Annotated in this window: 24 protein-coding genes; 14 read left to right on the plus strand and 10 right to left on the minus strand. The window is 66.8% G+C overall.

Translation table 11 applies throughout. The features are described from left to right. Nucleotides 1-27 precede the first annotated feature (27 nt). From sufC to GNZ21_RS13355, 7 genes are all read left to right on the plus strand, one after another. A complete protein-coding gene (sufC, locus tag GNZ21_RS13325; RefSeq protein ID WP_157325155.1) occupies nucleotides 28-792 on the plus strand; it encodes a Fe-S cluster assembly ATPase SufC in 765 nt (254 codons plus the stop codon). A 39-nt stretch (nucleotides 793-831) separates the two neighbouring features. After that, entirely contained in the window at nucleotides 832-2,088 is a 1,257-nt protein-coding gene (locus tag GNZ21_RS13330) for a cysteine desulfurase (protein WP_229659374.1), read from the plus strand. Continuing rightward, a complete protein-coding gene (gene sufU / locus GNZ21_RS13335; protein ID WP_229659373.1) occupies nucleotides 2,081-2,536 on the plus strand; it encodes a Fe-S cluster assembly sulfur transfer protein SufU in 456 nt (151 codons plus the stop codon). Before GNZ21_RS13330 ends, sufU begins: the two co-directional genes overlap by 8 nt. A 63-nt stretch (nucleotides 2,537-2,599) precedes the next feature. Continuing rightward, nucleotides 2,600-2,926 carry a metal-sulfur cluster assembly factor gene (locus GNZ21_RS13340; protein ID WP_150462450.1) on the plus strand — a complete coding sequence of 109 codons (327 nt, stop codon included), beginning with the start codon at nucleotides 2,600-2,602 and terminating at the stop codon, nucleotides 2,924-2,926. 130 nt (nucleotides 2,927-3,056) lie between these two features. Then, nucleotides 3,057-4,655 carry an ABC-F family ATP-binding cassette domain-containing protein gene (locus GNZ21_RS13345; protein ID WP_188503453.1) on the plus strand — a complete coding sequence of 533 codons (1,599 nt, stop codon included), beginning with the start codon at nucleotides 3,057-3,059 and terminating at the stop codon, nucleotides 4,653-4,655. 65 nt (nucleotides 4,656-4,720) lie between these two features. Then, a complete protein-coding gene (locus tag GNZ21_RS13350; RefSeq protein WP_157325157.1) occupies nucleotides 4,721-5,188 on the plus strand; it encodes a transporter substrate-binding domain-containing protein in 468 nt (155 codons plus the stop codon). Next, nucleotides 5,185-6,150 (plus strand): cation diffusion facilitator family transporter, encoded by a 966-nt coding sequence (locus GNZ21_RS13355; RefSeq protein ID WP_157325168.1) that lies wholly within the window; start codon nucleotides 5,185-5,187, stop codon nucleotides 6,148-6,150. The genes GNZ21_RS13350 and GNZ21_RS13355 overlap by 4 nt, the downstream gene beginning before the upstream one ends. 11 nt (nucleotides 6,151-6,161) lie before the next feature. On the opposite strand, the gene GNZ21_RS13360 is transcribed toward GNZ21_RS13355, so the two are convergent. From GNZ21_RS13360 to GNZ21_RS13370, 3 genes are read right to left on the minus strand one after another with little or no spacing between them, the layout of a single operon-like run. Further along, on the minus strand, nucleotides 6,162-7,097 hold the full coding sequence (locus GNZ21_RS13360; protein ID WP_229659372.1) for an SURF1 family cytochrome oxidase biogenesis protein: 936 nt from the start codon (nucleotides 7,095-7,097) through the stop codon (nucleotides 6,162-6,164). After that, nucleotides 7,094-7,342, minus strand: coding sequence for an acetone carboxylase (locus GNZ21_RS13365; RefSeq protein ID WP_157325170.1), 249 nt, complete (start codon nucleotides 7,340-7,342; stop codon nucleotides 7,094-7,096). The genes GNZ21_RS13360 and GNZ21_RS13365 overlap by 4 nt, the downstream gene beginning before the upstream one ends. Then, nucleotides 7,342-7,761, minus strand: coding sequence for a DUF3099 domain-containing protein (locus GNZ21_RS13370; protein ID WP_157325172.1), 420 nt, complete (start codon nucleotides 7,759-7,761; stop codon nucleotides 7,342-7,344). Before GNZ21_RS13370 ends, GNZ21_RS13365 begins: the two co-directional genes overlap by 1 nt. Before the next feature lie 68 nt (nucleotides 7,762-7,829). Here GNZ21_RS13370 and fabG point away from each other — a divergent pair, with 68 nt between their 5' ends. Both fabG and GNZ21_RS13380 read left to right on the plus strand, forming a co-directional pair. Continuing rightward, complete coding sequence (fabG, locus tag GNZ21_RS13375) at nucleotides 7,830-8,537, plus strand: 3-oxoacyl-ACP reductase FabG (RefSeq protein WP_157325174.1); 708 nt, start codon at nucleotides 7,830-7,832, stop codon at nucleotides 8,535-8,537. A 37-nt stretch (nucleotides 8,538-8,574) separates the two neighbouring features. Continuing rightward, entirely contained in the window at nucleotides 8,575-9,333 is a 759-nt protein-coding gene (locus GNZ21_RS13380; protein ID WP_157325175.1) for an SDR family oxidoreductase, read from the plus strand. A 1-nt stretch (nucleotide 9,334) separates the two neighbouring features. On the opposite strand, the gene GNZ21_RS13385 is transcribed toward GNZ21_RS13380, so the two are convergent. The 3 genes from GNZ21_RS13385 to GNZ21_RS13395 all read right to left on the minus strand — a co-directional run bounded on the left by GNZ21_RS13385 (nucleotide 9,335) and on the right by GNZ21_RS13395 (nucleotide 14,396). Further along, nucleotides 9,335-10,270, minus strand: a complete 936-nt coding sequence (locus tag GNZ21_RS13385) for a M56 family metallopeptidase (RefSeq protein ID WP_157325176.1) — start codon at nucleotides 10,268-10,270, stop codon at nucleotides 9,335-9,337. A gap of 176 nt (nucleotides 10,271-10,446) precedes the next feature. Next, nucleotides 10,447-11,499 carry a hypothetical protein gene (locus GNZ21_RS13390; RefSeq protein ID WP_157325177.1) on the minus strand — a complete coding sequence of 351 codons (1,053 nt, stop codon included), beginning with the start codon at nucleotides 11,497-11,499 and terminating at the stop codon, nucleotides 10,447-10,449. Between the two features lie 179 nt (nucleotides 11,500-11,678). Beyond that, the gene (locus GNZ21_RS13395; RefSeq protein WP_157325178.1) at nucleotides 11,679-14,396 is read right to left on the minus strand and encodes a GNAT family N-acetyltransferase; all 2,718 of its coding nucleotides are present in this window, start codon (nucleotides 14,394-14,396) and stop codon (nucleotides 11,679-11,681) included. A 60-nt stretch (nucleotides 14,397-14,456) separates the two neighbouring features. Here GNZ21_RS13395 and GNZ21_RS13400 point away from each other — a divergent pair, with 60 nt between their 5' ends. Continuing rightward, the gene (locus tag GNZ21_RS13400; RefSeq protein ID WP_157325179.1) at nucleotides 14,457-16,997 is read left to right on the plus strand and encodes a DNA gyrase/topoisomerase IV subunit A; all 2,541 of its coding nucleotides are present in this window, start codon (nucleotides 14,457-14,459) and stop codon (nucleotides 16,995-16,997) included. A gap of 86 nt (nucleotides 16,998-17,083) precedes the next feature. Then, on the plus strand, nucleotides 17,084-17,422 hold the full coding sequence (locus tag GNZ21_RS13405) for a BlaI/MecI/CopY family transcriptional regulator (RefSeq protein ID WP_157325181.1): 339 nt from the start codon (nucleotides 17,084-17,086) through the stop codon (nucleotides 17,420-17,422). Between the two features lie 5 nt (nucleotides 17,423-17,427). Here GNZ21_RS13405 and GNZ21_RS13410 read toward each other — a convergent pair whose 3' ends face one another. From GNZ21_RS13410 to GNZ21_RS13420, 3 genes are read right to left on the minus strand one after another with little or no spacing between them, the layout of a single operon-like run. Then, the gene (locus GNZ21_RS13410) at nucleotides 17,428-18,465 is read right to left on the minus strand and encodes an NAD-dependent epimerase/dehydratase family protein (protein ID WP_157325183.1); all 1,038 of its coding nucleotides are present in this window, start codon (nucleotides 18,463-18,465) and stop codon (nucleotides 17,428-17,430) included. Continuing rightward, the gene (locus tag GNZ21_RS13415) at nucleotides 18,462-21,191 is read right to left on the minus strand and encodes an alpha/beta fold hydrolase (protein WP_157325184.1); all 2,730 of its coding nucleotides are present in this window, start codon (nucleotides 21,189-21,191) and stop codon (nucleotides 18,462-18,464) included. The genes GNZ21_RS13410 and GNZ21_RS13415 overlap by 4 nt, the downstream gene beginning before the upstream one ends. Then, nucleotides 21,185-22,228, minus strand: coding sequence for a 3-oxoacyl-ACP synthase III (locus GNZ21_RS13420; protein ID WP_229659371.1), 1,044 nt, complete (start codon nucleotides 22,226-22,228; stop codon nucleotides 21,185-21,187). The genes GNZ21_RS13415 and GNZ21_RS13420 overlap by 7 nt, the downstream gene beginning before the upstream one ends. A 92-nt stretch (nucleotides 22,229-22,320) precedes the next feature. On the opposite strand from GNZ21_RS13420, the gene GNZ21_RS13425 reads away from it, so the two are divergent. Next, nucleotides 22,321-22,935 carry a DUF5998 family protein gene (locus GNZ21_RS13425; protein WP_157325185.1) on the plus strand — a complete coding sequence of 205 codons (615 nt, stop codon included), beginning with the start codon at nucleotides 22,321-22,323 and terminating at the stop codon, nucleotides 22,933-22,935. After that, complete coding sequence (locus GNZ21_RS13430) at nucleotides 22,925-24,130, plus strand: alkaline phosphatase family protein (protein ID WP_157325186.1); 1,206 nt, start codon at nucleotides 22,925-22,927, stop codon at nucleotides 24,128-24,130. Before GNZ21_RS13425 ends, GNZ21_RS13430 begins: the two co-directional genes overlap by 11 nt. A 70-nt stretch (nucleotides 24,131-24,200) precedes the next feature. Here GNZ21_RS13430 and sepH read toward each other — a convergent pair whose 3' ends face one another. Further along, nucleotides 24,201-25,370 carry a septation protein SepH gene (gene sepH, locus GNZ21_RS13435; protein WP_157325187.1) on the minus strand — a complete coding sequence of 390 codons (1,170 nt, stop codon included), beginning with the start codon at nucleotides 25,368-25,370 and terminating at the stop codon, nucleotides 24,201-24,203. 234 nt (nucleotides 25,371-25,604) lie between these two features. Here sepH and GNZ21_RS13440 point away from each other — a divergent pair, with 234 nt between their 5' ends. Then, entirely contained in the window at nucleotides 25,605-25,904 is a 300-nt protein-coding gene (locus GNZ21_RS13440; RefSeq protein WP_157325188.1) for a DUF4193 domain-containing protein, read from the plus strand. Nucleotides 25,905-25,964: the final 60 nt, after the last annotated feature.

The raw sequence follows: 25,964 nt of genomic DNA on the forward strand, positions 1-25,964 counted from the left end.
CTTTTAGGAAAAGGACCAAGAAACACCATGTCAACTCTCGAGATCAAGGATCTGCATGTCTCCATCGAGACCGAGCAGGGCACTAAGGACATCCTCAAGGGAGTCTCCCTGACCATCAACTCCGGGGAGATCCACGCCATCATGGGCCCCAACGGCTCCGGCAAGTCCACCCTGGCCGCCACCATCGCCGGACACCCCCGCTATGAGGTCACCTCCGGCTCCATCACCTTAGACGGTGAGGACGTCCTGGAGATGGAGGTCGACGAGCGGGCCCAGGCCGGCCTGTTCCTGGCCATGCAGTACCCCGTGGAGGTCCCCGGGGTCACCATGACCAACTTCCTGCGCACCGCCAAGACCGCCATCGACGGCGAAGCCCCCAAACTGCGCACCTGGGCCAAAGAGGTCAAGGAGGCCATGGCCAAGCTGCGCATCGATGCGGACTTCGCCAACCGCAATGTCAACGAGGGCTTCTCCGGCGGCGAGAAGAAGCGGGTGGAGATCCTGCAGCTGGAGCTTTTCAAGCCGAAGTTCGCCGTTCTCGACGAGACCGACTCCGGCCTGGACATCGACGCTCTGCGCGTGGTCTCCGAGGGTGTCAACCGCGCTCATGACGAGAACAACATGGGCACCCTACTGATTACCCACTACACCCGCATCCTCAACTACATCAAGCCCGACTACGTGCACGTGTTCGTGGACGGCAAGGTGGCCGAGCAGGGCGGTGCGGAACTGGCTGATGAGCTCGAGGCCAACGGCTACGACCGCTTCCTCGGTGCCGCTGCGGCGGCCTAGCTGCCTCTCGTCCACCACAGCACCGCTGAAAGGTTATGTGTGACTGATCTGCTCAATCTCGCCGGGGACTTCCCGCTGCTGGACCGCACGGTCCGCGGCGGGAAGCCGCTGGTGTACCTGGACACAGGCGCCACCAGCCAGAAGCCGGCTGCGGTGCTGGAGGCCGAACGCGCCTTCAACTCCCGGCACAACGCCGCCGTGCACCGCGGGGCCCACCAGATCGCCGAGGAGGCCACAGAGGCCTATGAGGGCGCCAGGGCTGGTGTGGCACAGTTCGTCGGAGCAGACTTCGGTGAGATTATCTGGACCAAGAACGCCACTGAGGGCCTGAACCTGGTGGCATACAGCTTCCTCAATGCCACTCTGGGCCGCGGGGGAGCGGAGGCTGAGCGATTCCGGCTCAACGCCGGTGACGAAATCGTGGTCACCGAGCTGGAACACCATGCCAACCTGGTGCCCTGGCAGGAGCTGGCCGCCAAGACCGGTGCCGTGCTGCGCTGGATCCCGGTCACGCCTGATGGCCGCTTGGACCTGGAGCAGCTCGACGTCATCTCCGAACGCACCCGGGTGGTGGCTTTCACCCACGCCTCCAATGTCACCGGGGCGATCACTGATACCGCGCCCATTGTGGCCCGCGCTCAGGAGGTCGGCGCCTATACGGTGCTCGATGCCTGCCAATCAGCGGCACACCTGCCGGTGAACTTTGCAGAGCTGGGCGTGGACTTCGCCGCCTTCTCGGGGCACAAGATGCTGGCCCCCACCGGGGTCGGGGTGCTCTACGGACGGCGCGAACTGCTTGAGGCGATGCCGCCTGTGCTCACCGGCGGATCCATGGTGGAGATCGTCACTATGGAGTCCACCACCTTCATGCCTCCGCCCCAACGGTTCGAGGCAGGCACCCAGATGGTGGCCCAAACTGTGGGCATGCACGCCGCAGTGGACTATCTGACCGGGATCGGCATGGACAAGCTCGCAGCCCACGAAGACCAGCTGGCCGGTGAACTGCTGGCCGGCATCGCAGAGGTCCCCGGGGTCCGGGTGCTGGGCCCCAGCAGCACGCAGGACCGGCTGGCCGTGGTGGCCTTCGACGTGCCCGGAGTGCACCCCCATGATGTGGGCCAGGTCCTCGACGACCAGGGCATCGCGGTACGGGTGGGCCACCACTGCGCCCAGCCGGTGCACCGAGCCTTCGGCGTACACGCCTCCACCCGTGCCTCCGCCGGGGTATACACCAGCAGCTCAGATATCCAGGCCTTCATCGCAGGCCTGCACCAGGTGGTGAAGTTCTTTGGCTGATGCAATGGAGCAGCTCTACCAGCAGGTGATCCTGGATCACTCCCGGCAACGCTCCGGCGAGGGCGAACTGCAGGCCCCCGACGGGGAGTCCTTCCAGGTCAACCCCACCTGTGGGGACGAGTGCACCGTCCAGGTGACGCTGGCCGAGGGGGCCATAGACTCCCTGGCCTGGACCGGCAAAGGGTGCTCCATCTCCCAGGCCTCGCTCTCACTGATGTATGAGATGGTCCACGGTCAACCCGTGGCCGAGGCCGAGCAGCTCGGCGAGACCTTCCGGGAGCTCATCCACAACCGCGGCCAGGAGCTGGACGAGGAAAAGATGGACCTGCTGGATGATCTGGGCGCCTTCACCGGGGTCGGCCGCTACTCCGCCCGGGTCAAATGCGCCCTGCTCGGCTGGATGGCCCTGCGCGGGGCTCTGGCGCAGGCCCAGCCCACTCAGGCATAGTAGGAACAGACCAGACGTTATACCCGTAGCAGCACCAGCAGACATGCGGGAAGGAAGAAGAGCATGAGCGAGACAGCAACACAGACACCGCTTGAGGACATCGAAGAGGCGCTCAAGGAGGTCATCGACCCCGAACTGGGCATCAACGTGGTGGACCTCGGGCTGCTCTACGGGCTGCGCTACGAGGACGACGGCGCCCTGGTCATCGATATGACCCTGACCACCGCCGCCTGCCCGCTCACCGATGTGCTCGAGGAGCAGGTCGGCCAGCATGTGGGCACCATGGTGGACGAATGGCGTCTCAACTGGGTCTGGATGCCCCCGTGGGGACCCGAGAAGATCACCGAGGACGGCAAGGAGCAGATGCGAGCCCTGGGCTTCAACATCTGAGCCGCTGCAGAGGCATCGAAGGCCCGGTGGGACACAGCGCCCGCCGGGCTTTTCTGCGTTCGCCTGCGGGCGGGGTGGGCCGGTACCCTAGAAAGGTTGTCCCGACCCCTGACTGGAAGAAGCTACCCCTGTGATCAACGTGTCCAACCTCGAGCTGCGTGCTGGAGCGCGCCTGCTCATGGACGAGGTCAGCTTCCGCATCGACTCCGGCGACAAAATCGGGCTGGTGGGCCGCAACGGTGCAGGTAAGACCACGATGACCAAAGTGCTGGCCGGTCAGACCCAGCCGGCTGCCGGACATGTGGAACGCCGCGGAGAGATCGGCTATCTGCCGCAGGACCCCAAGGTCGAGAACATGGATCAGCTGGCCCGCGACCGCATCCTCTCTGCCCGGGAGCTCGATGTGGTGGTGCGAAAGATGCGCCAGGCCGAACAGGACATGGCCTCCGCGGACGCCGCGGTCAGCGATAAGGCCATGCGCAGCTACGAGAAGCTCCAGGCCCGCTTCGAATCCGCCGGCGGCTACGCTGCCGAATCCCAGGCCGCCACCATCTGCGCCAATCTGGACCTGCCCGAACGCATTCTCACCCAGCCCCTGCACACCCTCTCCGGCGGCCAGCGGCGCCGGGTGGAACTGGCCCGGATCCTCTTCTCCCAGGCAGATACGCTGCTGCTGGACGAGCCCACCAACCACCTGGACGCCGATTCCATCACCTGGCTGCGCGAACACCTGAAAACATTCCCCGGCGGGGTGCTGATGATCAGCCATGATGTGGACCTCATCGAGAACACCGTGAACCGGGTCCTGTATCTGGACGCCATGCGCCAGAGCGTCGATGTCTACAACATGACCTGGAAGAAGTACCTCGCCCAGCGGGAGCAGGATGAGGCCCGGCGCAAACGCGAGTACGCCAATGCGGAGAAGAAAGCCTCCGCCCTGCGGTTCCAGGCCGAGAAGATGCGGGCCAAAGCCTCCAAGGCCGTGGCCGCCCAGTCCATGCTCAAGCGCGCCGACCGCATGATGGCCGGCCTGGAGGGGGAGCGGCAGGCGGACAAAGTCGCCAATATCCGGTTCCCCAAGCCCCAGCCCTGCGGCAAGACCCCGCTGATGGCCAAGGGGCTCAGCAAGTCCTACGGCTCCCTGGAGATCTTCACCGGACTGGACCTGGCCATCGACCGCGGCTCCCGGGTGGTGATCCTGGGCTTCAACGGTGCGGGCAAGACCACTCTGATGCGCCTGCTGGCCGGGGCAGCCCAGCCGGACAGTGGTGAGGTCCTGCACGGGCACGGGCTCAAACTGGGCTACTTCGCCCAGGAGCATGACACCTTGGACACTGAACGCTCGGTGCTGGAGAACATGAAGACCGCCGCGCCTTTCCTCAACGACACCGACCAGCGGAAGATCCTGGGCAGCTTCCTCTTCTCAGGCGACGACGTCGCCAAACCCGCCAGCGTGCTCTCCGGTGGGGAGAAGACCCGGCTGGCCCTGGCTACCCTGGTGGCCTCCAGCGCGAACGTCCTGCTCCTGGACGAACCCACCAATAACCTGGATCCAGCCTCCCGCGAGGAGATCCTTGCGGCCCTGCGCACCTATGAGGGGGCAGTCGTGCTGATCTCCCATGACCCCGGCGCAGTCGAGGCATTGGATCCTGAACGGGTCCTGCTGCTGCCTGACGGGGTGGAGGATCTCTACACCCAGGAGTATGCGGACCTGGTCACCCTCGAATAGTCGCACACCGGCTCACAGGAAGTTCTCAGGACGCCCGGTTTCCATAGGACAATGGGAGACCTCCGATGACCCGGATGAGCCGCCGCCCCGCTGCGCTGCTGATACTGGCCGGGGTGCTCTGGACCTCCGGGTGCGCTGAGTATCCAGCCGACCCCGATCGTAGCCTCGCCCAGGCCCGGGAGGGTGAGCTGAGCGTAGGAGTGGTGGAGCACCCACCCTGGACCGACCTCTCCGGGCAGCACCCTGCAGGCAGCGAGGTGGAGCTCATCAGCAGCTATGCCGACCGGATCGGCGCACAGATCCGCTGGGTCCCGGGGAGCGAATCGGAGCTGGTGGGGCTGATGGCGGACCACGAGCTGGACCTGATCATCGGCGGGTTCGACGAGAACACCCCTTGGGCCTCCGAGGCGGCGCCCACCAGGCCCTACGCAACCCCAGGAGATGATCCCGGACGGATCGTGCTCGTTGAGCAGGGGGAGAATGCGCTGCTGACAGACCTGGAGACCTACTTCATCGAGAGGCGGACTCGATGAGCCGCTTCGGACACACCGAGCTGCCCCAGGTGCAGAAGCAGGCACTGCGCGCCGCCCGGCGCCTCCAATGGATCTGGCTGGGAATCCTGAGCCTGACCGTGGTGGCGATGGCCGCGGTGATGGGAAACTCCCAGGCGATGAAGACCGCGTGGATCGAGGACATGCTCTCCTTCCTGCCGCCACTGGCCTTCCTCATCGGGGCGCGCCTGGCCACCAGGACACCGAATGAGCGCTTTCCCTTCGGGTATCACCGCGCAGTGGGTGTGGGACATCTGGTCTCCGGGGTGGCCCTGGCCGGGGTCGGGCTGCTGCTGATCGCCGACGGCGGCAGCAGCCTGATGTTGGGGGAGCGCCCGCCGATCGGGGTGGTCAGCGTCTTCGGCACCCCGGTGTGGCTGGGCTGGCTGATGATGCTGGTGGCGCTGGCCAGCTGCATCGCCCCGGTGATCTTGGGCCGAATCAAGCGGCGTCTGGCTGAGCAGCTGCATGACAAGGTGCTGCGGGCAGATGCAGATATGAACCGAGCGGACTGGCTGACCGGCCTGGCCACTGCCGCAGGTGTGGCCGGCATCGGGTTCGGCTGGTGGTGGGCCGATGCGGCCGCCGCGCTCGTGATCTCGGTCAGCATCACCAAGGACGGCTGGGAGAACATCCGCGACGCGATCCGCGACCTCACCGACGCCCGCGCCACTACAGTGGACAATTCAGCACCCCACCCGCTGATCGCCCGGATCAACTCCCGTCTCCTTAAGGACCCCCGGGTCGTCTCCGCCCAGACCCGTGCCCGGGACGAGGGGCATGTGCTGCATGTGGAGTCCTTCGTGCAGGTGGCCGGGTCCGAGGTGGAGGTCTGCTGGCTGAACGAGCTGCGGCGCAGCTGTGCAGAGCTGGACTGGCGCATCCAGGATCTGGTCCTCACTGTCACCGCGGAGCCTCACCAAGAGGCAGACAGCAGCGCCTGAGGTCTATGAGCTCAGCCCGAGCGGCTGAGCCGCTTCTCCACCCAGGCGTCCTCGGCGTCCTCATCGGAGTATCTGCCGCGCTGCTGCCGGTGCAGCTGCTTGGCTCGGCGCACCCGTTCCTGCTTCTCCAAACGGGGATCGGCAGCGCCCAGATCCGCGGTTGTGGGGAAGTCACCGGCAGCGTCCTCGGCGGCGTCGAGCTCCTCTAGGTCCAAATTGCGGCGGTGCACCCGTGCGGCGTAGCCCCAGCCCACAAAGCTCAGCAGCCCGAAGGCCACCCACTGCATCGAATAGCCCAGATGCGGGCCTTCATCCAGGCTGGGCCGGGCCAGCTGATACGGGGCCTCGGCAGCGGCGGGTGATTCCTCAGCCATCAGCCCGTAGGCACCCTCAACCAGTGCATAGTCCACCTCGGAGCCATACTGGCCCAGGTCAATGGAGGCCAGCTGACCAGCTGGTGCCCCCCGCTCGATCGCCGGCTCGGCGGGCTTGAGCCGGACCACCGCATCCACCTGGCCGGCAGGGGGGTCCGGGTTATAGGCCGGCACCGAGCCGTCAGTGCTGGAGGTGGGCAGCCAGCCACGGGAGATCACCAGGACGTCACCGGTCTCGGATTCCCGGAACGGCACCAGCTGTTCGTAGCCCACCTGCCCCCCGTGGCCCCGGTTGCGGGCCAGCAGAGAGTCCTCCCAGAGGTACTCGCCCTGAATCTGCACGACAGTCCACTCATCCTCCGGGCGGCCCTGGGAGAACAGCTCGCGGGCCTCGGCGTAGGCTACCGGCTCCTGATCGTAGTTGGCGACGATCCGGTTGATCTCCTCCAAGGCGGACTCCCGACGGTCCAGTTGCCACTGGCCCAGCAGGTAGCAGGCGAAGCAGAACACCACGCAGACGGCCAGCCAGCTCAGCCAGACCGGGCTGAGCAGGAAGGAATAGCGCTGCCTCACGATGAACCTGCTGCCATGGGTTCGGTGCTGCGCCAGAACAGCCGGGCCCTGAGGAAGTCCTCCAGCCACTGCCGGTGCTCATCGCAGCCCAGCCAGGCCTTGCGCCGCTGAGGATCATGGATCTTGGGGTTGTTCCACAGGATTCGCCATTGCGCCGGGGCAGTGCAGCCCTTGCGTGAGCAGGTGGGGGTCTCCGGGCCCTGCTGGCCGGAGGCCTGCTTCTCCAATGCGCCGAGCAGATCCATCAGTCCGTCCCCTCCTTCGGCTCATCCTCAGCCAGTTCCCCGGAGATCACTGCCTCATGCTGTGTGCTGTGGGGGGCGGCGTCGTCGTTCTCTTCCTCCCACCACTGGGCGGGTTCGGCCTCCGGCTCCTGGGCACCGGTGCCCAGCCGCCGCTGAGCATTGCGCTCAAGCGTCTCCACCCCGCCCCGGTAGCGGTCCCCGCCGGCATTGGCGTTGACCACTGCGATATACGGCAGCACCGCCGCACCGACTACGAAGGCCAGCGCCCACCAGCTCTGCCAGACCGCACCCACCAGGATGGCCAGCACAAAGCAGACAGTGCGGATGGACATCGCCACGGCATACCGCATCATCCTGCTGTGCTGCTCGGCGCTGTGCGGCACCGGGGCGTCGGTGATGGTGTGGACCTCAGAGGTCATCCCTATATTCTACGCCCCGTAGAAGAATTACTCATCGGTAGCGGGGCGACCGGGTTAGGGTGTTAGGCATGAGCGAACGATCAGTACTTATCACCGGCGGCAACCGCGGCATCGGCCGGGCAATCGCCGAATCATTCATCGCCAACGGGGACAAGGTCGCCGTCACCACCCGCACCGGGCTGGCCCCGGAGGGGGCGCTGGGGGTGGCCGCCGATGTCACCGACTCTGCCAGCATCGACGCTGCCTTCACCCAGGTGGAGCAGGCCCACGGTCCGGTGGAGATCCTGGTGGCCAATGCCGGCATCACCCGCGACACCCTGCTGCTGCGGATGAGCGAGGAGGACTTCTCCTCGGTCCTGGACACTAACCTCACCGGCGCCTTCCGGGTGCTCAAACGTGCATCCAAAGGCATGCTCAGGCTGCGCCGGGGCCGGGTGGTGCTGATCGGCTCGGTAGTCGGCCTCTACGGCTCGCCCGGGCAGATCAACTACAGCTCATCCAAGTCAGCCCTGGTGGGTATGGCCCGCTCGCTGACCCGGGAGCTGGGCGGCCGGGGGATCACCGCCAATGTGGTGGCCCCGGGATTCGTCCGCTCCGATATGACCGATCAGCTGGACGAGGACACCCAGAAGAAGTACCTGGAGAACATCCCCGCCGGGCGCTTCGCCGAGGCGGAGGAGGTTGCCAAGGTGGTGCGTTGGCTCTCCAGCGAGGAGGCTGCCTATATCTCCGGGGCTGTGATCCCGGTAGACGGCGGACTCGGCATGGGCCACTGACCCACCCCCGCCACCAGCAGATATTGAGGAGAATTTCATGACAGAACGTGATTTGGCCGGCAAGGGTGCCATCATCACAGGTTCCTCCCGCGGAATCGGTGCCGCCACCGCCCAGTTGATCGGCGAGCGTGGGGCAGGGGTGGTGGTCAACTACCGGGCCAAGGCACCTCGGGCCAATAAGGTGGTCAAAGGCATTGAGGAGGCCGGCGGCCGGGCTGTGGCCGTGCAGGCCGATCTCACTGAGGCGGCCGGCAGCCAGGCTCTGGTCGAGGCGGCAGTGCAGAGCTTCGGCTCCCTGGACCTGCTGATCCTCAACGCCTCCGGAGGCATGGAGGCGGATAGGGGTGAGCACTACGCCCTGAAACTCAACCGGGACGCCCAGGTCACCATGGTTGAGACCGCGATGGACGTGATGCCGGCCGGCTCCCAGATCGTGTTCGTGACCAGCCATCAGGCGCACTTCATCAACCAGGTGGCCACAATGGACGCCTATGAGCCGGTGGCCCGCTCCAAGCGCGCCGGCGAGGATGCGTTGCGCGCCCTGGTGCCCGCCCTGGACGAGAAGGGGATTCTGCTCACCATCGTCTCCGGGGACATGATCGAGGGCACCATCACCGCCACCCTGCTCAACCGGGCCCAGCCCGGGGCTATCGAGGCCCGGCGCGAGGCTGCCGGCAAGCTCTACACAGTGGAGGAATTCGCCGAGGAGATCGCCAAACTGGTCAATAAGCCCGGCTTGGAGCAGGCTCACACTGAGCTGGTCGGCGGGGCAGCAGACTTCCTCTCGCGGCAGTAGCTCAGTTCAGCAGCAGAAGTCCCGTGGGCACCGCCAGCAGAGCGGCAGAGACTACGACGACGCCCACTAGGGCTGGTGTGCCCAGAGGGTCCTGGGGGATCAGCAGCCGCTGCAGCCGGGCTCCGGTGATCTGGTGGGTTGAGCCAGAAGCCGGCTCATCGGGATCCGAGGAACTCAGCGCCAAGGAGCGCAGCAGATCCTGCCTGGAACTGGTGCTCAGCGCGCCCTCATCGGCGAGCATCTCAGTGAGCTCCAGCACCGCCTCCCGTCCGTAGCGGGTGGTGGGCAGCCAGGGCAGCGCCCGGTACCAGGCCTCAAAGGCCATGGTGAGCAGATGATGGCGCTGCTTCAGATGGGTCTGTTCATGGGCCACCACAGCGGCCAGCTCACGCTCGTTGAGGGTCTCCAGCAGACCGCGGGAGAGCACCGTGACGGAGCTGGCGTTGGTGCGCCCGGGCAGGCAGTAGGCCAGGGGTGCGTCGTGGTCGATGACCTGGGTGTCGGCGGCGTCGTCCCCGTTCTGCAGGGGAGTGGAGAGCAGGTGCACCAACTGGCGGTGCCGGCGGCGGGCCGTGAGCACCCGGGCATAGGTGCGCACCAGCGTCAGCAGCAGGTGCCCGCCCAGCAGCATCCCCAGGCACAGCGCAAAGATATGCCAGGGGTGCACGTCAAGCTCGCCCAGGGCGCTGTAGTCCTCCTGCCCGGTGAGTCTGGCTGCGGTGCTCACCGCCGAGGGCAGGTTCTCACCGAAGGGAGAGAGTCCGTACACAATCGGTGCTCCCACCATGGAGAGCCCCCCGGCCAGCGCAATCGCCTGCCAGAGCAGCATCGCAGCCCAGGGGGAGCGGGTGCGGAATCGGGCCCCCTGCAGCAGCTTCGGCACAGGGACCGCCAGCAGCACCGCCAGTGCCGTGAGAAAGAGCGCAATAGCCGTCATTGATCCTCTTCAGTGAGGAGTCCGGCGGTGATGCAGGGTGGAACGGTCACCCAGACAGTCTAATGACTGGTGGGCCCCTGCATGCGGGGCGCTCGTGTCATTGACCTGTGCTGCACCGGTGCGCCTAGAGCTGTTCGCATCGCCGAGCGCTATAGCTCTAGGCAGAGTGAACAACTCTAGGCGTCTGCCCGCGGTACCCCAGCTCGCTGGAGCTTCCTCTTGAGTCGAAGGGGTTCCTGGAGATCCTCCCAGTAGCACCGCATGAAGGTCCTGCCAGTGCTGCGGATGGCATCCTCGCGGATCTTCTCCTGACGCAGCGATTCCCGGCCGTTGTCCTGGAACTTCGTCCAACCGTCGAACTCTCCCACGATGCCGGCCTCATCCCAGAGGAAGTCGACCCGATAGCTCTGCCCATCCACGGTCAGGGTCACCTGCAGCTGCGGGGCCGTGAACCCCAATTCATGAATCAAGGCCCTGGCCAGTGATTCTCCCGGCGACTCAGATAAGGGGTCTGCAAAGGCCGCCGCTCTCGTCCATCGGTGCAGTCTGCTCCTGGACCAGGCGAGCGTCTCTGCGGTCTTGAGAAGCGCGTCACGGGGGACCGCCGCCCTGGAGTCGGAGCCTCTGAGGGCTGCATCGAGCACGATTACCGCGTCACTGAACGCCATACGCGGGACGGTGTCCGCCAGGGCCAGTCGGATGTCCTCGAGGAATACAGTTTGACCAGCGGCATCTGCCCGGATGGTCCCGGGAGAAGCCGGAATCCCCGTCGGTGAGACGAAGTGGGTGCCGAACCCTGCGAACTGCACTCCCTTCTGATGGATGGCCAGCTCCTTATTCTGATGCCGGGCGGCGGCGAGGAAGGCATCCGGGCTCAGCCTGCCGGTCATACTTGGCTGAGGCAGCTTCCGGACATGATGCCGCGAGGGCGCACGGACCTGTACTGCTGCCGGCAGGCGGATCAGCGGGAGTCCGTGCAGATGCAGGGCGGTCTCGCGGCAGAACACTGGTTCATCCAGCTGTGCTGACACGGCAGCTGCGATGTAGGTCAACCGTTGGAAGGGGTAAGCCTCCAGCCATGCTTGGGTTGGCAGGTACACCCTGCGCCGCAACCGCAGAACCCGGCCAGACTGGAGCTGGCGCGTCAGGTGATGGGAGAGGTGTGTCCCATCCTTTTGGGCACGGCTGATAAGCAGTGCGGCGTCGCTCGGTGAGGAGGTTGTGGCCATGCTCTGATCCTTGCGGAAACTCCCGAACCGCGCAGAAAACTATCCACAGGGCGTCAGCGCCTGGGGATAACCCATGATGAGCCTCTGGTTTCGGTGTGGTGCCTAGAGCTGTTCGCATCGCCGAGCGCTATAGCTCTAGGCAGAGTGAACAGCTATAGGCATCTGCTCGCGGACCGGACTCAGTAGCGGCTGATGGCGCGCCGGGCGGAGTCGGTGCGCTGCTCAGGGTTGGCGATCTCCACACTGGCATGCAGGATGCTCACACCCTCCGGGGAGGCCAGCAGCGGGGAGAGCTGCAGATTCGCCACCTGCGGATGGTTATCCTTGAGCATCGCCACCCGCTGCACAGTCTCGCCGAGGGCGTCGAAGTCGACCGCGGGGATCCCCTGGTAGCCGAAGAGCTTCCGGGAGGCTTTCGGGGTGCTCAGCAGCCGGGACAGGTCCTGATCGCTCAGCGGGGGGACCGCATGGGCCCAGTCGTCGAGCAGGTCCACTGCATCCCCGGAGATCCCGAAAGAGAGCACCGGACCCATCATCGGGTCCTCGATGGCACGCACAATGCAGCCCTGCCCGGTCGGGGCCATGGCCTGGACCTCCAGGCCGGGGCTGCCGTATTTGGCCAGTTGGCGCCGCATCTCAGCCACCACCCGGCGCAGCATCTCTTCTGAGTCGATGTTCAGCTGCACGCCTCCTAAGTCCAGGCGGTGCCGCAGATAGGCATTGGTGGACTTCACCGCCACCGGGTAGCCGAGCTCGCGGGCTGCTGCCGCGGCGTCATCGGCCGTCTCGAACGGTACAGAGGGAAGCACGGCGAGACCGTAGCAGCCCAGCAGCCGGTTGGTCTCCTCCTGGCTAAGCCGACGCAGGGCGGCACCCTCGACGCCCTCCAACCAGCCTTCGAGCATCCGGTCGGCCTCGCGCGAAACGCGGGTGCCCTCCAGCCCCTCGGGGATATAGGTCTCCCCGACCCCCTGCGCCCGCCAGGATTGGTAGCGCACGATCTTGGCCAGGGCAGAGACGGAGCGGGCCGGGGAGGAGAAGATCGGCACTCCCTGCTGCAGTGCCGAGGTCTCAATGACCGGCCCGGCGTTGCCGATGTAGTTCAGCGGCACATTGGCCTCCAAAGTGCCGATCAGAGACATCACCATCGGTTTGGTGTACTGCCGGGCGGTCATCGATACCGCCCGGGAATGGTCGAAATGGTCCCCGGTGATGGTGGGCTGCAGACAGACGGCCACGGCGTCGACCTCATCATCCTCGAACAGCCGAGCCAGCGCCGCGGTGAGATTCTGCTCCGCCTGGCGGCGGGTGCCGTCCAGTTCAAGATCCCCGTGCACTGTGGTGGGTTTGAGTCCCTGAGACTCTGCGGCATCAGCCAGCAGCCGCGACATCGAGGCGGAGTTGGTCAGCACGCCCAGCCGCTTCCCGGCGGGCAGGGGCTGGGTGCCCAGCACCTGGAGCACATCCATCAGCGAGTCGTGATTGCCCACCTGGATCACCCCGGAATTCTTCAGCATCGCGTCCAGCGCGCCCTGCGGGGCCCGGGAGAGACGGACCTCATGGCCGGGGGGCAACCGGTGCCCCATCAGGTCACTGGTGGCCACCACCACCGGTTTGGACAGCGAGAGCCGGCGGGCGATCCGGGAGAACTTCCTGGGATTGCCGAAAGACTCCAAGTAGATCCCCACGGCCCGGGTAGCGTGATCGTCCTCGAAGTACTGCATGGCGTCATTGCCGGAGAGGTCTGCGCGGTTTCCGGCGGAGATCACCGCGGAGAGGCCCAGCTCGCGCCGGTGCGCCTGGGCGTAGAGAGAGACTCCCATGGAGGCTGACTGGCTGAACAGAGCAACCCCTCCGGCGACCGGCATAGTGGGGGAGAGCGAGGCGTTGAGACTGATATCCGGGTCCGTGTTGATCAGGCCTGCCGAGGCCGGCCCGATGATCCGCATCCCCCAACGGCGGGCCAGTCGCACCAGCTCGCGCTGCTGGGCAGTGGTGGTGGAGGTGACAACCAGAATGCCCTTAACCCCGTGCCGCCCGCAGTCGGCGATCACCTCCGGAAGATGGTCCGCAGGCACTGCGACCACCGCCAGGTCTATCTTCTGCTTAATGTGGGCCAGCGAGGAGTAGGCCGGCGCCCCGCCCACCTCAAAGGCCTCCGGGTTCACCGAGTGCACACCTCCGGTGAACCCGCCCTCGATGAGGTTCTGCAGCAGGTGATAGCCCACTGAGCCGTACTCCCGGGAGGCGCCCACCACGGCGACCTGGGCCGGGGCAAGCAGCTCGCCCACGCTGCGTGCCTCGGCGCGGTGCTCACGGGACTCCATCACTGCCCGGGAGCGGTCCGTGGGGTCAATGGAGAACTCTACGAGCACCACCCCGTCCTCGTACTTGCGCTGCACCTCATAGCCAGCCTCGGAGAACACGGTGAGCATCTTGCGGTTCTCCGGCAGGACCTCCGCGGTGAATCGCTCGATTCCGCACTCCCGGCCGGCAGCGGCCAGGTGCTCCAGCAGGATGGAGCCCAGGCCTCTGCCCTGGTGCTTATCCGAGATGTTGAAGGAGACCTCTGCCTCCCTGGTCTGGTCAATCCGGTCGAAGCCGCCGACCCCGATGATCTCCTGCTCTCCTGAGGGACTGGCCAGCAGCACCACCAGGGAGACCCGGTTGCGGTGGTCCACGGAGGTGAACCGCTTCAGCTCCTTCTCGGTAAGCGCAGACTTATACGTGAAGTACCGCAGATAGATGGAGGACTCAGACTGGGCGGCATGCATCCGCTGCAGCCGCTGCGCATCCTCTGGCCCCACTGGTCTCACCTGGGCGGCGGCTCCATCACGCAGAACAACATCTGCCTCCCAGTGGGCAGGATATCCGCTGCTTTTCGGCTCTTCACCCATAGGATCAAGACTAACCAGATATCTGCACGCTTACGACACTAAGGACACTCCGCACCGCTTATGGCCCGTCGTCCCGCTGCCGCGGCCCCTGTGACCCCGGCCGAGAACATCACTGATATCGACGTCTCCTCCGAAATGGAGACCTCATTCCTCGAGTACGCCTATTCGGTGATCTACTCGCGCGCACTGCCCGATGCCCGGGATGGCCTCAAGCCGGTGCAGCGGCGGATCCTCTACATGATGGGCCAGATGGGGCTGCGCCCGGATAAGGGCTATGTGAAGTCCGCACGCGTTGTGGGCGAGGTGATGGGTAAGCTGCATCCGCACGGCGATGCTGCAATCTATGACGCCCTGGTCCGGATGGCCCAGTCCTGGGCGCTGCGGCTGCCCCTGGTAGACGGGCACGGCAACTTCGGCTCGCTGGACGATGGCCCTGCAGCCCCCCGTTACACCGAGGCGCGGATGGCACCGGCGGCCCTGGCGATGAACGCGGACCTCGATGAGGACGTGGTGGACTTTGAGCCCAACTACGACAACCAGTTCATGCAGCCCGGGGTGCTTCCGGCGGCGTTCCCCAATCTGCTGGTCAATGGAGCCAGCGGCATCGCGGTGGGCATGGCCACCAATATGGCGCCGCACAATCTGCGCGAGGTGATCAGCGCCGCCCAACACCTGGTCGCCCTCCCCGAGGCCACGCTGGAGGACCTCCTGTCCCATGTGCCGGGGCCCGATTTCCCCTCTGGTGGGCGGATCATCGGCCTGGACGGGGTCCACGAGGCGTACCGGACCGGTCGCGGCAGCTTCAAGATCCGGGCCAAAGCGCGCGTTGAGCAGGTCTCCGCCCGGCGCAACGGGATCGTGATCACTGAGCTGCCCTATATGGTGGGCCCGGAAAGCGTCATCGCCAAGACCAAAGAGGCCGCTCAGGCCAAGAAGCTCGCCGGGGTCTCGGATGTGCTGGACCTCACTGACCGCAAGCACGGCACCCGGATGGTCATCGAGCTCAAAGCCGGTTTCGACCCACATGCTGTACTGGCCCAGCTGTATAAACACACTCCTTTGGAGACCAGCTTCGGGATCAATAATGTGGCTCTGGTCAACGGCCAGCCGCGCACCCTGGGACTTCTGGAGCTGCTGCAGGTCTACGTGGACCATCGCATAAATGTGGTCCGCCGCCGCAGCGCGCACCGGCTGGGCAAACGGCAGGACCGTCTGCATCTAGTCGAGGGCCTGCTGATCGCAATCCTGGACATTGATGAGGTCATTCAGATCATCCGGGCCGCAGAGGACACTGCCGCGGCCAGAGAACGGCTGATCACCATCTTTGACCTCACCCAGCCTCAGGCTGAGCACATCCTGGAGCTGCGGCTGCGGCAGCTGACGCGGTACTCCACCTTGGAGCTGGAGCAGGAGAAGCAGAAGCTCGAGGAGGAGATCTCCCAGCTGCGGGCCATTCTGGACTCCGAGGCTCTGCTGCGCCAGACGGTCTCTGATGAGCTGGCCGAAGTCGCAGAGCAGTACGGGGACGACCGCCGGTCCGAGCTGGTGGATGCGGAGGCTGAGCCTGCCCCCAGCCCGGCTGGCACTAGTCGGGCCCAGGGAAGCACCCACGACGCCGCCGGCGGCCTGGAAATCCCCGACTCACCCTGCTGGGTGCTGCTCTCCGCCTCCGGGATGCTGGCCCGCACCACCGACCGTTCAGCTCTGCTGCACCCGCCGCGCCGGCGCAAGCACGATGCGCTGCGCTCCCTGCTGGCCACTACCGCGCGGGCGGAGATCGGGGCGGTGACCTCTGCCGGCCGGATGCTGCGGGTGCCGGTGATCGAGATGCCGGTGCTGGAGATTGCCGGCGGCACGGTGAACCTCAACCAGGGTGGGAAGATCAAAGACTTCTTCAGCGGCTCGCTGCAGCTGGCCAAGAACGAGGAGCTCATCGGGCTCTTCCCCCTGGATGCCGTGATCGCGCTGGCCACCGCCGCCGGGCGGGTGAAACGAGTGCGTCCGGAATACCCGGCCAAGGGAGACGACTGGGAGGTCATCAGCCTCAGGGATAAGGACACGGTGATCGGCGGCGGGGTCACCGCGGCGGACTCGGACCGGCTGGTCTTCATCTCCCGGCGCGCCCAGCTGCTGACCTTTGAAGCCTCCCATGTCCGCCCCCAGGGCCGCACCGGCGGCGGCGTAGCGGGTATGAAGCTCGGAGCCGAGGACGCGGTGATCGGCTTCTCTGTGATTCCTGCAGCCGCAGCCGAGGTCCCGGCCGCTGCCGTGGTGGTCACCTGCGCAGCCGGAGCCGAGACCCTGGACGGCCTGGGTGGTGAGAGTGTCAAAGTCTCCGATCTGGCTGAGTTCCCCACCAAGGGGCGGGACACCGGAGGGGTGCGCGCCCACCGTTTCCTGCGCGGGGAGGACCATCTCAGCCTCGGTGCAGCAGTGCTGGCACCACCGCTGGCAGCTGATAAGCGCGGGGCGGCCCGCACCGTGCCCGCTGAGCTGGGCCGACGGGACGGTTCAGGGGTGCCCACAGATCAGCCCATCGAGGCAGTCTGCTCCAGCCCTGAGGCACTCTCGCAGGCAGCAGCGGCCCTGGTCAGCGGCTGAGCGCAACACTTCTACCGAATGTAGAAAAGCTGCGCCGATCGGAGTATCGTGGAGCTGGAAGGAACTTTGTCAGAAGGAGCACATCCATGGCCTCACTCGGTGAGCTGGAACGTTCAGTGATGACCCTGCTGTGGGAGTCGGGTCAGCAGCTGAGCGCCAATGAAGTCTGCGAGCAGCTGGACGAGGACCTTGCCGTGACCACTGTGCTCACTGTGCTGGCCCGTCTGGAGAAGAAGGGCATGGTGGAGCGGGAGCGCAGCACCCGGCCTCACCGCTATGCCGCCACGGCAACCCGTGAGGAGCACACGGTGGAGATGCTCAACGAAGTGCTTGGCACTGCCCTTGATCGCGAGGCAGTCCTGGCCCGGTTCATCGGCAGCGTCTCAGAGAACGAGGCCGCCGCACTGCGCCGCATCCTCGGCTGAACTGCTCAGACCACTTTCCCGGTCCTGCGGATGTGCCGGGCCAGCTTGAGCAGTCCCTCATCAATGCTCACCGAAGGCTTCCAGTCCAATACCCGCTGAGTGTGCCGCTGGTCGAACCAGTGGGCGGTGGAAAGCTGCTCGGCCAGGAACTTGGTCATCGGCGGTTCATCTGCGTGCGGTCCGGTGACTGCCCAGATCTTTTCGATGGCAGCCCCGGCGCCCTTGGCCAGCACCGGCGGCACCCGCAGCCTGGGCGGCTTGGCGCCACCTGCAGCGGCGATGCCCATCAGCAGCTCACCAATCGGCCTCGGCTCACCGTTGGTAACCACCAGTCGGCGCTGTTCAACCGGCAGGGCCGCGATGCTCGGCAGCCGCAGCAGCCCTGCGCTGAAGGCCTCCACGGCGTTATCGATGTAGAGGGTGTCCACCAAGGGAGCCCCGGTGCCCAGCAGCGGCAGCCGCCCGGACTTGGCGCGGTCGATGATCCGTTTGGTCAGCTGACCGTCCCCGGGTCCCCAGACCAGGTGCGGGCGCATGACCAGCACCTTCATGCCCACCTCGGCGCGGGATTCGGCGATCAGCTCCGCCTCGGCCTTGGTCTGCGCATAGTGGCCCTCCGCCCGCTGAGGGTCAGCCGGCCCGGCTCCCACACCCACCAGGGAAGATCCGCCGTGCGCCACGGAGGGCGAGGAGACATAGAGGATATTGTCCACACCTGCGCTCCAGGCAGCGTCCAGCAGCCGTTCGGTACCGCCGATGTTGACCTGCTCAAACTCTTCACGGCGCCCCGAGACAGAGACTTTCGCCGCCATATGGATCACTGCGTCCTGACCCTCCACCGCAGCCCTGACTGCGTCAGGGTCGGTGAGCGATCCGCGGACCTCCCGCACGGAGCTCAGCCCGGAGGGGCTGCGCTGCAGGGTGCTGACCTGGTAGCCGAGCTCCGCCAGCCGGGCGGCCACACTGCGGCCCAGCAGCCCGGAGGCTCCGGTCACCAGAACTCTAGCCCCGGGAGTGATCCGCTGAGCATACTTCGGGCTCATGGTGTGTTCACCCGCCTTCCGGCCAGCACCTGCTCGGCCCAGCCGGCCAGCGCCGTGCGGTCGATCTTGGAATTGTGCCGAATATCGGTGGGCAGCCGGTCCACCACCAGCACTGCGGAGACCGGCACCTCACTAGACGCCTCGCGCACTTGGCGGCTCACCTCAGGCTGAGCCAAGGGGGATGAGCCGAAGCCGAGTTCAGCACCGGAGGCAGGTTCCAGAACCACGACGACGGCCTGGGTTCCTGCCGGCCCCACCCCTACGGCGGCCGAGCGGCGCACCTGCGGCAGCGCATCCACCGGGGTCTCCACCACGCCTGGTCCCACCGGGCCGGCCGGGGTGGTGATCACATGCTGCACCCGGCCCTGGACCCAGAGCCTGCCCTCGGCGTCGAAGTGCCCCACGTCTCCGGTGCGATGCCAGAGCAGCTCCCGATAGCGGTCCCGCCTGGAGCGCAGATCAGTGTGCCATAGCCGGTCATAGCCGGCCTTCAAGTGAGCCGCGGAGACCACGATCTCACCCAGCTTGCCAGGAACGTTCTGCGGGTCCTGCAGCGTCTCGGCGGGCCGGCCCAGATCATCCAGGGGCGCCAGCGCGAAGACCACTCCCTCCACCGGGCGGCCCACGCAGACCCCGGGCTGTCCGGTGGCCATGGCCTGATGGATCTCAGGCCGGGTGATATCGGCCTGCAGCAGCCCCTCGGTCATCCCATACGGGGTGTGCAGCTCTGCGGTGGGGAACAGCTCCTGCACCCGGTCCAGCAGCTGAGGATGCACCGGGGCGCCCGCGGAGAGCACCAGTCGAATCCCGGCCAGATCCTGGCGCTGCTGCTCGCTGAGCTCCCCGGCGGTGGCCACTACGTTGGCCAGAGCGGCAGGGGAGCCGAAGAACATGGTCGCCCGGCCCTCCCGCGCGGCGGCGGCCACTGCGGCCGCACTGAGGGTGGCAGGTTTGGTCACGGTCATGTCCGGGGTCACTGAGGTGGCCCCGATGGCCGGGCCCAGCAGAGCGAAGGGAGCGAAACCGGCGATCAGTGAGGCCCCGGGCTGGATGCTGAAGGTACTCCGCAGCAGGGCCACCAGTGCACCGAGCCTGGCATGTGTGTAGATCACTCCCTTGGCCGGTCCGGTGGACCCGGAGGTGAACAGCACGGCCGCCTGGTCCTCCCCGGCAGGCATCGGCACTGTGTCCAGCTGCGCTGAGCGGCCCCCGCGCAGCAGCCGCTGCACTGAGGCCTCCACCCCGGCAATCGCTGCCGCCCGCGGCGAGAGCGCGTCTACGCTGATCCGCCGTCCTGGCCAGCCCAGCGCGGCGGCTGCGGCCAGGCCGGGCTTCTCGCCGATCACCCAGTCGGGCCAGGCGCTGCGCACTGCTCGGGTGAGGCCTCTGAGACCCAGTCCGGCATCGGCGACCACTGCCACCGCGCCCAGCCGCAGACAGGCGTAGAGGATCACGGTGAGCTGGTTGCCCGGCTGGACCAGCAGGCTCACGCGGTCCCCGGATCGTACTCCGAGCTCGTGCAGCCCGGAGGCGAGCACCTCGACCTGCTCCTGCAGCTGGGCCCAGCTGAGCTGGCTGGCGCCGCTGTCCTTCAGCTCCACCACCGCCGGGGAGTCCCGGCGCCATGAGGCAGCCATCTGCGCCAGCTGCTGGTGCAGACCCATCACCTCTGCCGCCGGTGGGGGAGAGGAGGCAGCCGGGGCGGCGTCGTGCTGGAATTTCTGGTGCAACCAGGTGAAGAGCACCTCGGAGATGTTCCGGTCCTCGGCCACCAAATGGCCTGCGCCCTCGAACCGGTGCAAGTCGGCACCTGGGAGCCGGTCCAGCAGATCGTGCAGGTAGCGGTCGCGAAACACCGGGTCCTTGGGGCCCCAGATCAGCAGCGCGGGCTTCTCCCACTCCCGCAGTCCTGCCGAGGCCTCCTCCAGGGCGGTGCGGGAGGAGTGCTGGGCCAGGGCTGGGATATCGGCCACGAACCCGCCGATGCCGCCGCGGCCCAGCCGGGAGACGTAGGGGGCTCGGTATGCGGCCGAAACGTGGGGGTCCAGTCCGCCCTCGGCCAGGCTCAGCGTGGTGCGCAAGAAGGCGTCGGTGAGCACGGTGGCCGCCGGCAGCAGTCCGGGGGCCATCGCAGCGCGCAGAGCCGGCGGGACCGGCTCACCGGAGGGGTGGTCCACTGCAGTGTTGAGGGTGCTCACCGCGTCCACGCTGCTGCTGTGCCGCACCGCCCATGCCAGCGAGATGATGCCGCCCCAGTCATGGCCCAGGGTGACAAGCGGCTGACCAGTGTCGATGTCTAGGGCATCAGCCAGTGCATCGAGGTCGTCCAGGCGCTGCTCGAGTCGGCGGTAGCTGGGCGCACCGGCGGCCGGCGGCTCCGGGTGGGCCAGCCGGTCGGAGAAGCCCATGTCCAGCTGGTCGGGGGCGATCACCCGCCATGCGCTGCCGGGCTCGGCCCGCTCAAGCGAGGCAGCGATCACCCCGCGCCACAGATAGGACCAGGTGGGGTTACCGTGCAGGGCCAGGATGGTCCCGGTGGGCTTGATGCCGCGCTCGGCGAGCACCGGCCCGGTGTCCAAGACATGAAAGGTATGCGGTCCGCCCGGGGACTTCGCCTCCACCAGCCGGGACCAGGTGGAGGCCAGGCCGGGCAGCGGGGTGCTGGTCAGGGCCTGATGGGGCAGTCTGGCTCGGTTCGCGGGGACAGGGCGCCACCAGCTCACCATTGGATCTCCACCATGGCGGTGTTGAGGCCTGAACCCACGCCCATACACAGCACCCGGGAACCGGTGCGCAGCCGCTCGGCCTCGCGGGCCAAGGTGATCGGCAGCGAGGCCGGGCCCACATTGCCCAGCTCGGGATAAGTGACCGGGACACGCTTCTTGTCCAGTTTGGCTGCCTTGATGATGGAGGAGGTGTGCAGTTGGGAGACCTGGTGGGTCACATAGGCATCCATCTGCTGCCAGTCGAAATGAGCCTTGGCATCGTCCCAGGCATCCATCACCAGCTCCAGGCCCCCGTCGAGCAGGCCGCGGGCATCGGTGAACATGCCGTGGTGGTCACCCACGCAGAGTCCGTGGTGCTGGGTGGCCGCGCGGGTGACCCCACCAATGATCCGGTGGCCCTCCGGATGCGCATCGGCAGGTCCGATCACCGCTGCGGCTGCCCCGCAGCCCAGGGTCAGGGAGGCGAACTCGCTCATAAAGTCATCCCGGGAGAGGTTGTCGTCCAGGGAGTTGATGCGCTTCACGGTGGCATCTTGGACCTTCCGTGCGTCCTCGCCATTGACGATGAGCGCATAGCGGGCCTGGCCGGCGTCAATCAGGGTGCTGGCCAGGGTCATCGCGTTGACGAACCCCAGGCAGGCATTGGTGATGTCGAAGTTCATCGCTGAGCTCGGCAGTCCCAGGTCGTGGTGAATGCCCACGGCCACACTGGGCTCCAGATGCTCGCGGGTCACTGAGGTGTTGATCATCACGGTGATCTCGGAGGGATCCACGCCGGCAGCACTGAGCGCTTTGCGCCCGGCCTCCACCGTGGCGGCGCGCACCTCACCGTCTGCCCGCCAGTTCCGCCGCGCTTTGACCCCTGCCACCCGCTGCAGCAGCCCGGTGGGCAGCCGCAGCCGCTTCAGGGCGTCTGCCAGTCTGCGGTCGAGCTCCTTGGAGGTCAGCACCTCCGGGGCCTCCACCTCCGCCACCGAGAGCAGAGCAGCATTGCGGTGATGGAACGTGGCATTTCCGTCGGCCTGGGTTTGCAGCACCGCTCCATTATCCCGAATCAGACCTGTGCCCGCGAATCGTGACTCCGCGTCTCGAAAATACTCGAGCACGCTCAGCGCTACTATGGATGGCTATGGGCACATCCACTGTCTCGCTGAAGACGGCCATCGACCGCGGAGGGTTCTACCCCTCCCTGGTGCATCACACTGTCACCGAAGCCCTGGACGGGCGCGACCCGGAGCAGCAGATCGTCCATGTGGACACCCATTTCGACTATGAGGAGGTCCACCGGCACATCACCGTGCTGGTACTGGCCGAGGACGTCATGGTGGTGGCTCATCTGGACGACCACGACGCAGAGGACGACGCCGCCCCCCACCCGGAGAACACCCGGACGGACTCACCTGCCGAGGTGGTAGCGAGGATCTCCACCGAGGTGGTGCCGGTGGGGCGCATCCGCTCGCTGATTCTCTCCGAGGTGCACCGCCAGCCGGACCGCTTCGACCCCCAGCGCGGCCTGGCCGAGGTAACCCTGAACATCAACTGGACCGGGGGCGCCCGGTTCGACTCGATGCCGGCCGACTGCGGCAACCCCGAGTGCATGGCCGATCATGGGGACACCGGCAGCTTCGTGCCCGAGGACATCACCCTGCGGATCGCCGCCACCGCAGAGGGGGATACCGCGGTGGACGAGGCACGCGGCTTTGTCCGGGCGCTGCGCCGGGCCTGCGTGAAGTATGCCCGCTGAACTCCCGGCCGCACCTGACTATCAGAACAGGCACCTGCGGCATGTGCTGAGCTCGGCGGCGGCGGCCCTAGGCCTGAGCGGCTTTGAGAACCGGCTCGGTCTGCCCCAGGCCAGTATTACCGTGGTGATCCTGGCTGATGGACTGGGCGAGGAGAACCTCGCCTCCCACACCGGCCATGCCCGCTTCCTGGCCTCTGCCTGGCGCACATCCAGTACGGCTAGGGTGCTGGACTGCGGGGCCCCGGCCACCACCGCATGCTCGCTGGCCTCACTCGGCACCGGCCTGCCCCCCGGGGAGCACGGCCTGATCGGCTATGACCTTTATGCCCCGCCCCTGAACCGGGTGGTCAACCAACTGGGCGGCTGGCCCGATGACCTGGACCCTGCAGTCTGGCAGCCGCATCCCACAGTGCTGCAGCAGGCGGTTGCGGCCGGGGCGCAGGTGGCCACGGTCTCGCGCACGGAGTTCCGCTCCTCGGCCCTGACCCGGGCCGCCCTGCAGCACAGCGGTGACTTTCTGGGGGCCGGCACCCTGGAGGCCCGGTTCGCCGCTGCAGCGGAGTGGATCGAGGCCCAGCGGCCCCGGGGCAGCCGGCAGGGTCCACCCGTGCCCCTGATGGTGTACCTGTATGTGGATGAGATCGACGACGCCGGGCATGAGTTCGGGGTGGACTCCGCCCAGTGGCGCGGGCATCTGGAGGATCTTGACGCAGCCGCAGCGAGGTTCGCCCGCCGCTGCTCCGAACGCTTCGGGGAGCAGGTCAGTATTCTGCTGACCGCTGACCATGGGATGGTGGATGTGGCGGAACCGGACCGGATCGACATCAGCGACCGGGCAGACCTGCTGGCTGGTGTGGCGGATACCGGCGGCGATCCCCGGATGATGTATCTCTATGCTGAGCCCGGCCAGGATGCCGCGGAGCTCGCGCAGCGCTGGCGTAGTGAGTTCGGAGACTCAGCCTGGGTACTCACCCGTGCTGAGGCGGTGGAGGCCGGCTGGTTCGGACCGGTTCAGCAGCAGGTGCTGCAGCGGATCGGGGATGTGATCATCGCGGTGCACGCCCCTATCGGCATCTACCACATCGCCCGCACCGGGAGGCACTTCCTGAAGATGGTGGGGCTGCACGGCTCGATCACCGAGGCGGAGCGGCAGGTCCCGATGCTGGAGCTCACCGGTAGAGCCTTCGCCCCATAGGCCGGGCCCGCAAAACTCAGTCCTCTCGCTCGGCTCACGCCGAGCTTCACACCTGAAATGGCGGCAAAGCTCAGTCTTTGCTGCCGAAGAGGATGTCATCCCATCGGGGCATGGCCGGGCGGCGGCTTGAGGATCTGCGCTTCTTGGGCTCTTCCTCGGCGGGCTGGTCAGATTCGCTCTCCGCTGGCGGATCGCCGGATTCCTCGTAGCTGAATCCCCAGGCATCTGTACCGCGCTCGGACTCAGCTGAATCCGACTCCTGCGCATCAGGCTCATCGTTCTGCTCGAGGCCCTCGCCGAGCCCCGGGAGGGTCTCTTCAGCCGCTGGGGAGGGCTTAGCGGGCCGGGCAGACTGCCCCTGTTCGTCCCGGGTCAGCAGAGTGGCCAGTTTGTCGTCACCGGACTCATCGGTGCCCAGGCGCTGGCCGCGGCGGGCGCGCAGTATCTCCAGCAGATCCTCATGCCCGGCGCCGTCTGCCCCTTCCACGGGGGTGCGGCGGGCAACTGATGGGCTGCGCGGAGCAGGGGAGGCCGCGGCGTCGTCGTCCACGTCGAAAGGCTCATCCACCGGCGCCAGTCTCCGGCCGCGAGCGGCACTGCGCCCCGGGGCAGCCGGTAGGGAGCTGAGCGACTCGGCCCATTTGTTCTCCGGGCGCACAGTACGCCCAGCGGGGTCGAAAACCCATTCGGCCGGCGGCTTCTGGCCGATGCCGGCGGCATGGGTCTCGGAGCTGCCGGGGTCAAAATTGCAGACTACGGCCCACAGGCCGTCCTCACGGCGCCAGGCGTCCCAGCTCATCGTGCTCAGAGCAACTCCGGCGGCTCGCAGCCGGACTTTGACCATCGCCTCAAGAGTGGCCGGGGCATCGCCGAAGGCCATCCGGTGCGCCTCGGCGCTGGAGGCCCGGGCCACCACCGTCTGCCGGGCCCGGCCGGCGAAGTAGGCCCGCTCGTCAGCCACCGGCCCTGCATAACGCAGCACGTGCTGCCGGCTCAGTCCGGAGGCCTCCACCACCTGCTCCAAGGTGGCGCCGGCCCGCAGCCGAGCCTGGATATCCCGCGGGGAGAGCCTGGCGGAGGGCTTCTGGGCCGCTGCGGCCGCATCGGAGGCCGCCCGGGCAACTGCAGTGCGCAGCGCCTGGTCGATGTTCAGGGCATACTCGTTTCCGGAGTCGTCGGAGAGCAGCAGGCGAGGGGTCCGGCTCTCAGCGTCGACCCCCACGATCCGCAGATCCTGCATCAGCAGCGTCCTCCGTTGTCAGCAATTCACAGTTCTTTCGGGCCACTGTATCGCGGCCGGGCAGACAGGCACCCGGGCGGCTCAACCCCGCCTGGAAGGATTCCTGCTTGGAATATGACGGCCCCGATTTGTCAGGCGGGTCCCGATACGACACAATCTGTGCGAACTTAAACGTCTGCTCAGGCCGCACCGACCTGGGCCACAGACGTAGGAACCACCATTGGAGCACCTGCTATGGCTACCGACTATGATGCCCCGCGGAAGAGCGATGAGGACGTCAACGAAGACTCCATCGAGGAGCTGAAGAACCGCTCCACCAATCGACAGTCGGCCGTGGTCGACGAGGATGAGGCCGAGGCCGCCGAAGGCTTCGAGCTGCCCGGGGCCGACCTCTCCGACGAGGAACTGCAGGTACGCGTGCTGCCGGCCCAGGCCGACGAGTTCACCTGCGCCTCCTGCTTCCTGGTCCGCCACCGCTCGCAGGTGGCCCGTGAGCAGGACGGTCAGTTCTTCTGCACCGACTGCGAAAGCTGAGCAGTGCTTGTCTCGCCGGCGGGCACACGCCCCGCTCGGCTCTCGGCCAGCTAGGGCTGG

The sequence above is a fragment of the Nesterenkonia alkaliphila genome (assembly GCF_009758175.1).
Classification (GTDB): Bacteria; Actinomycetota; Actinomycetes; order Actinomycetales; family Micrococcaceae; genus Nesterenkonia; species Nesterenkonia alkaliphila.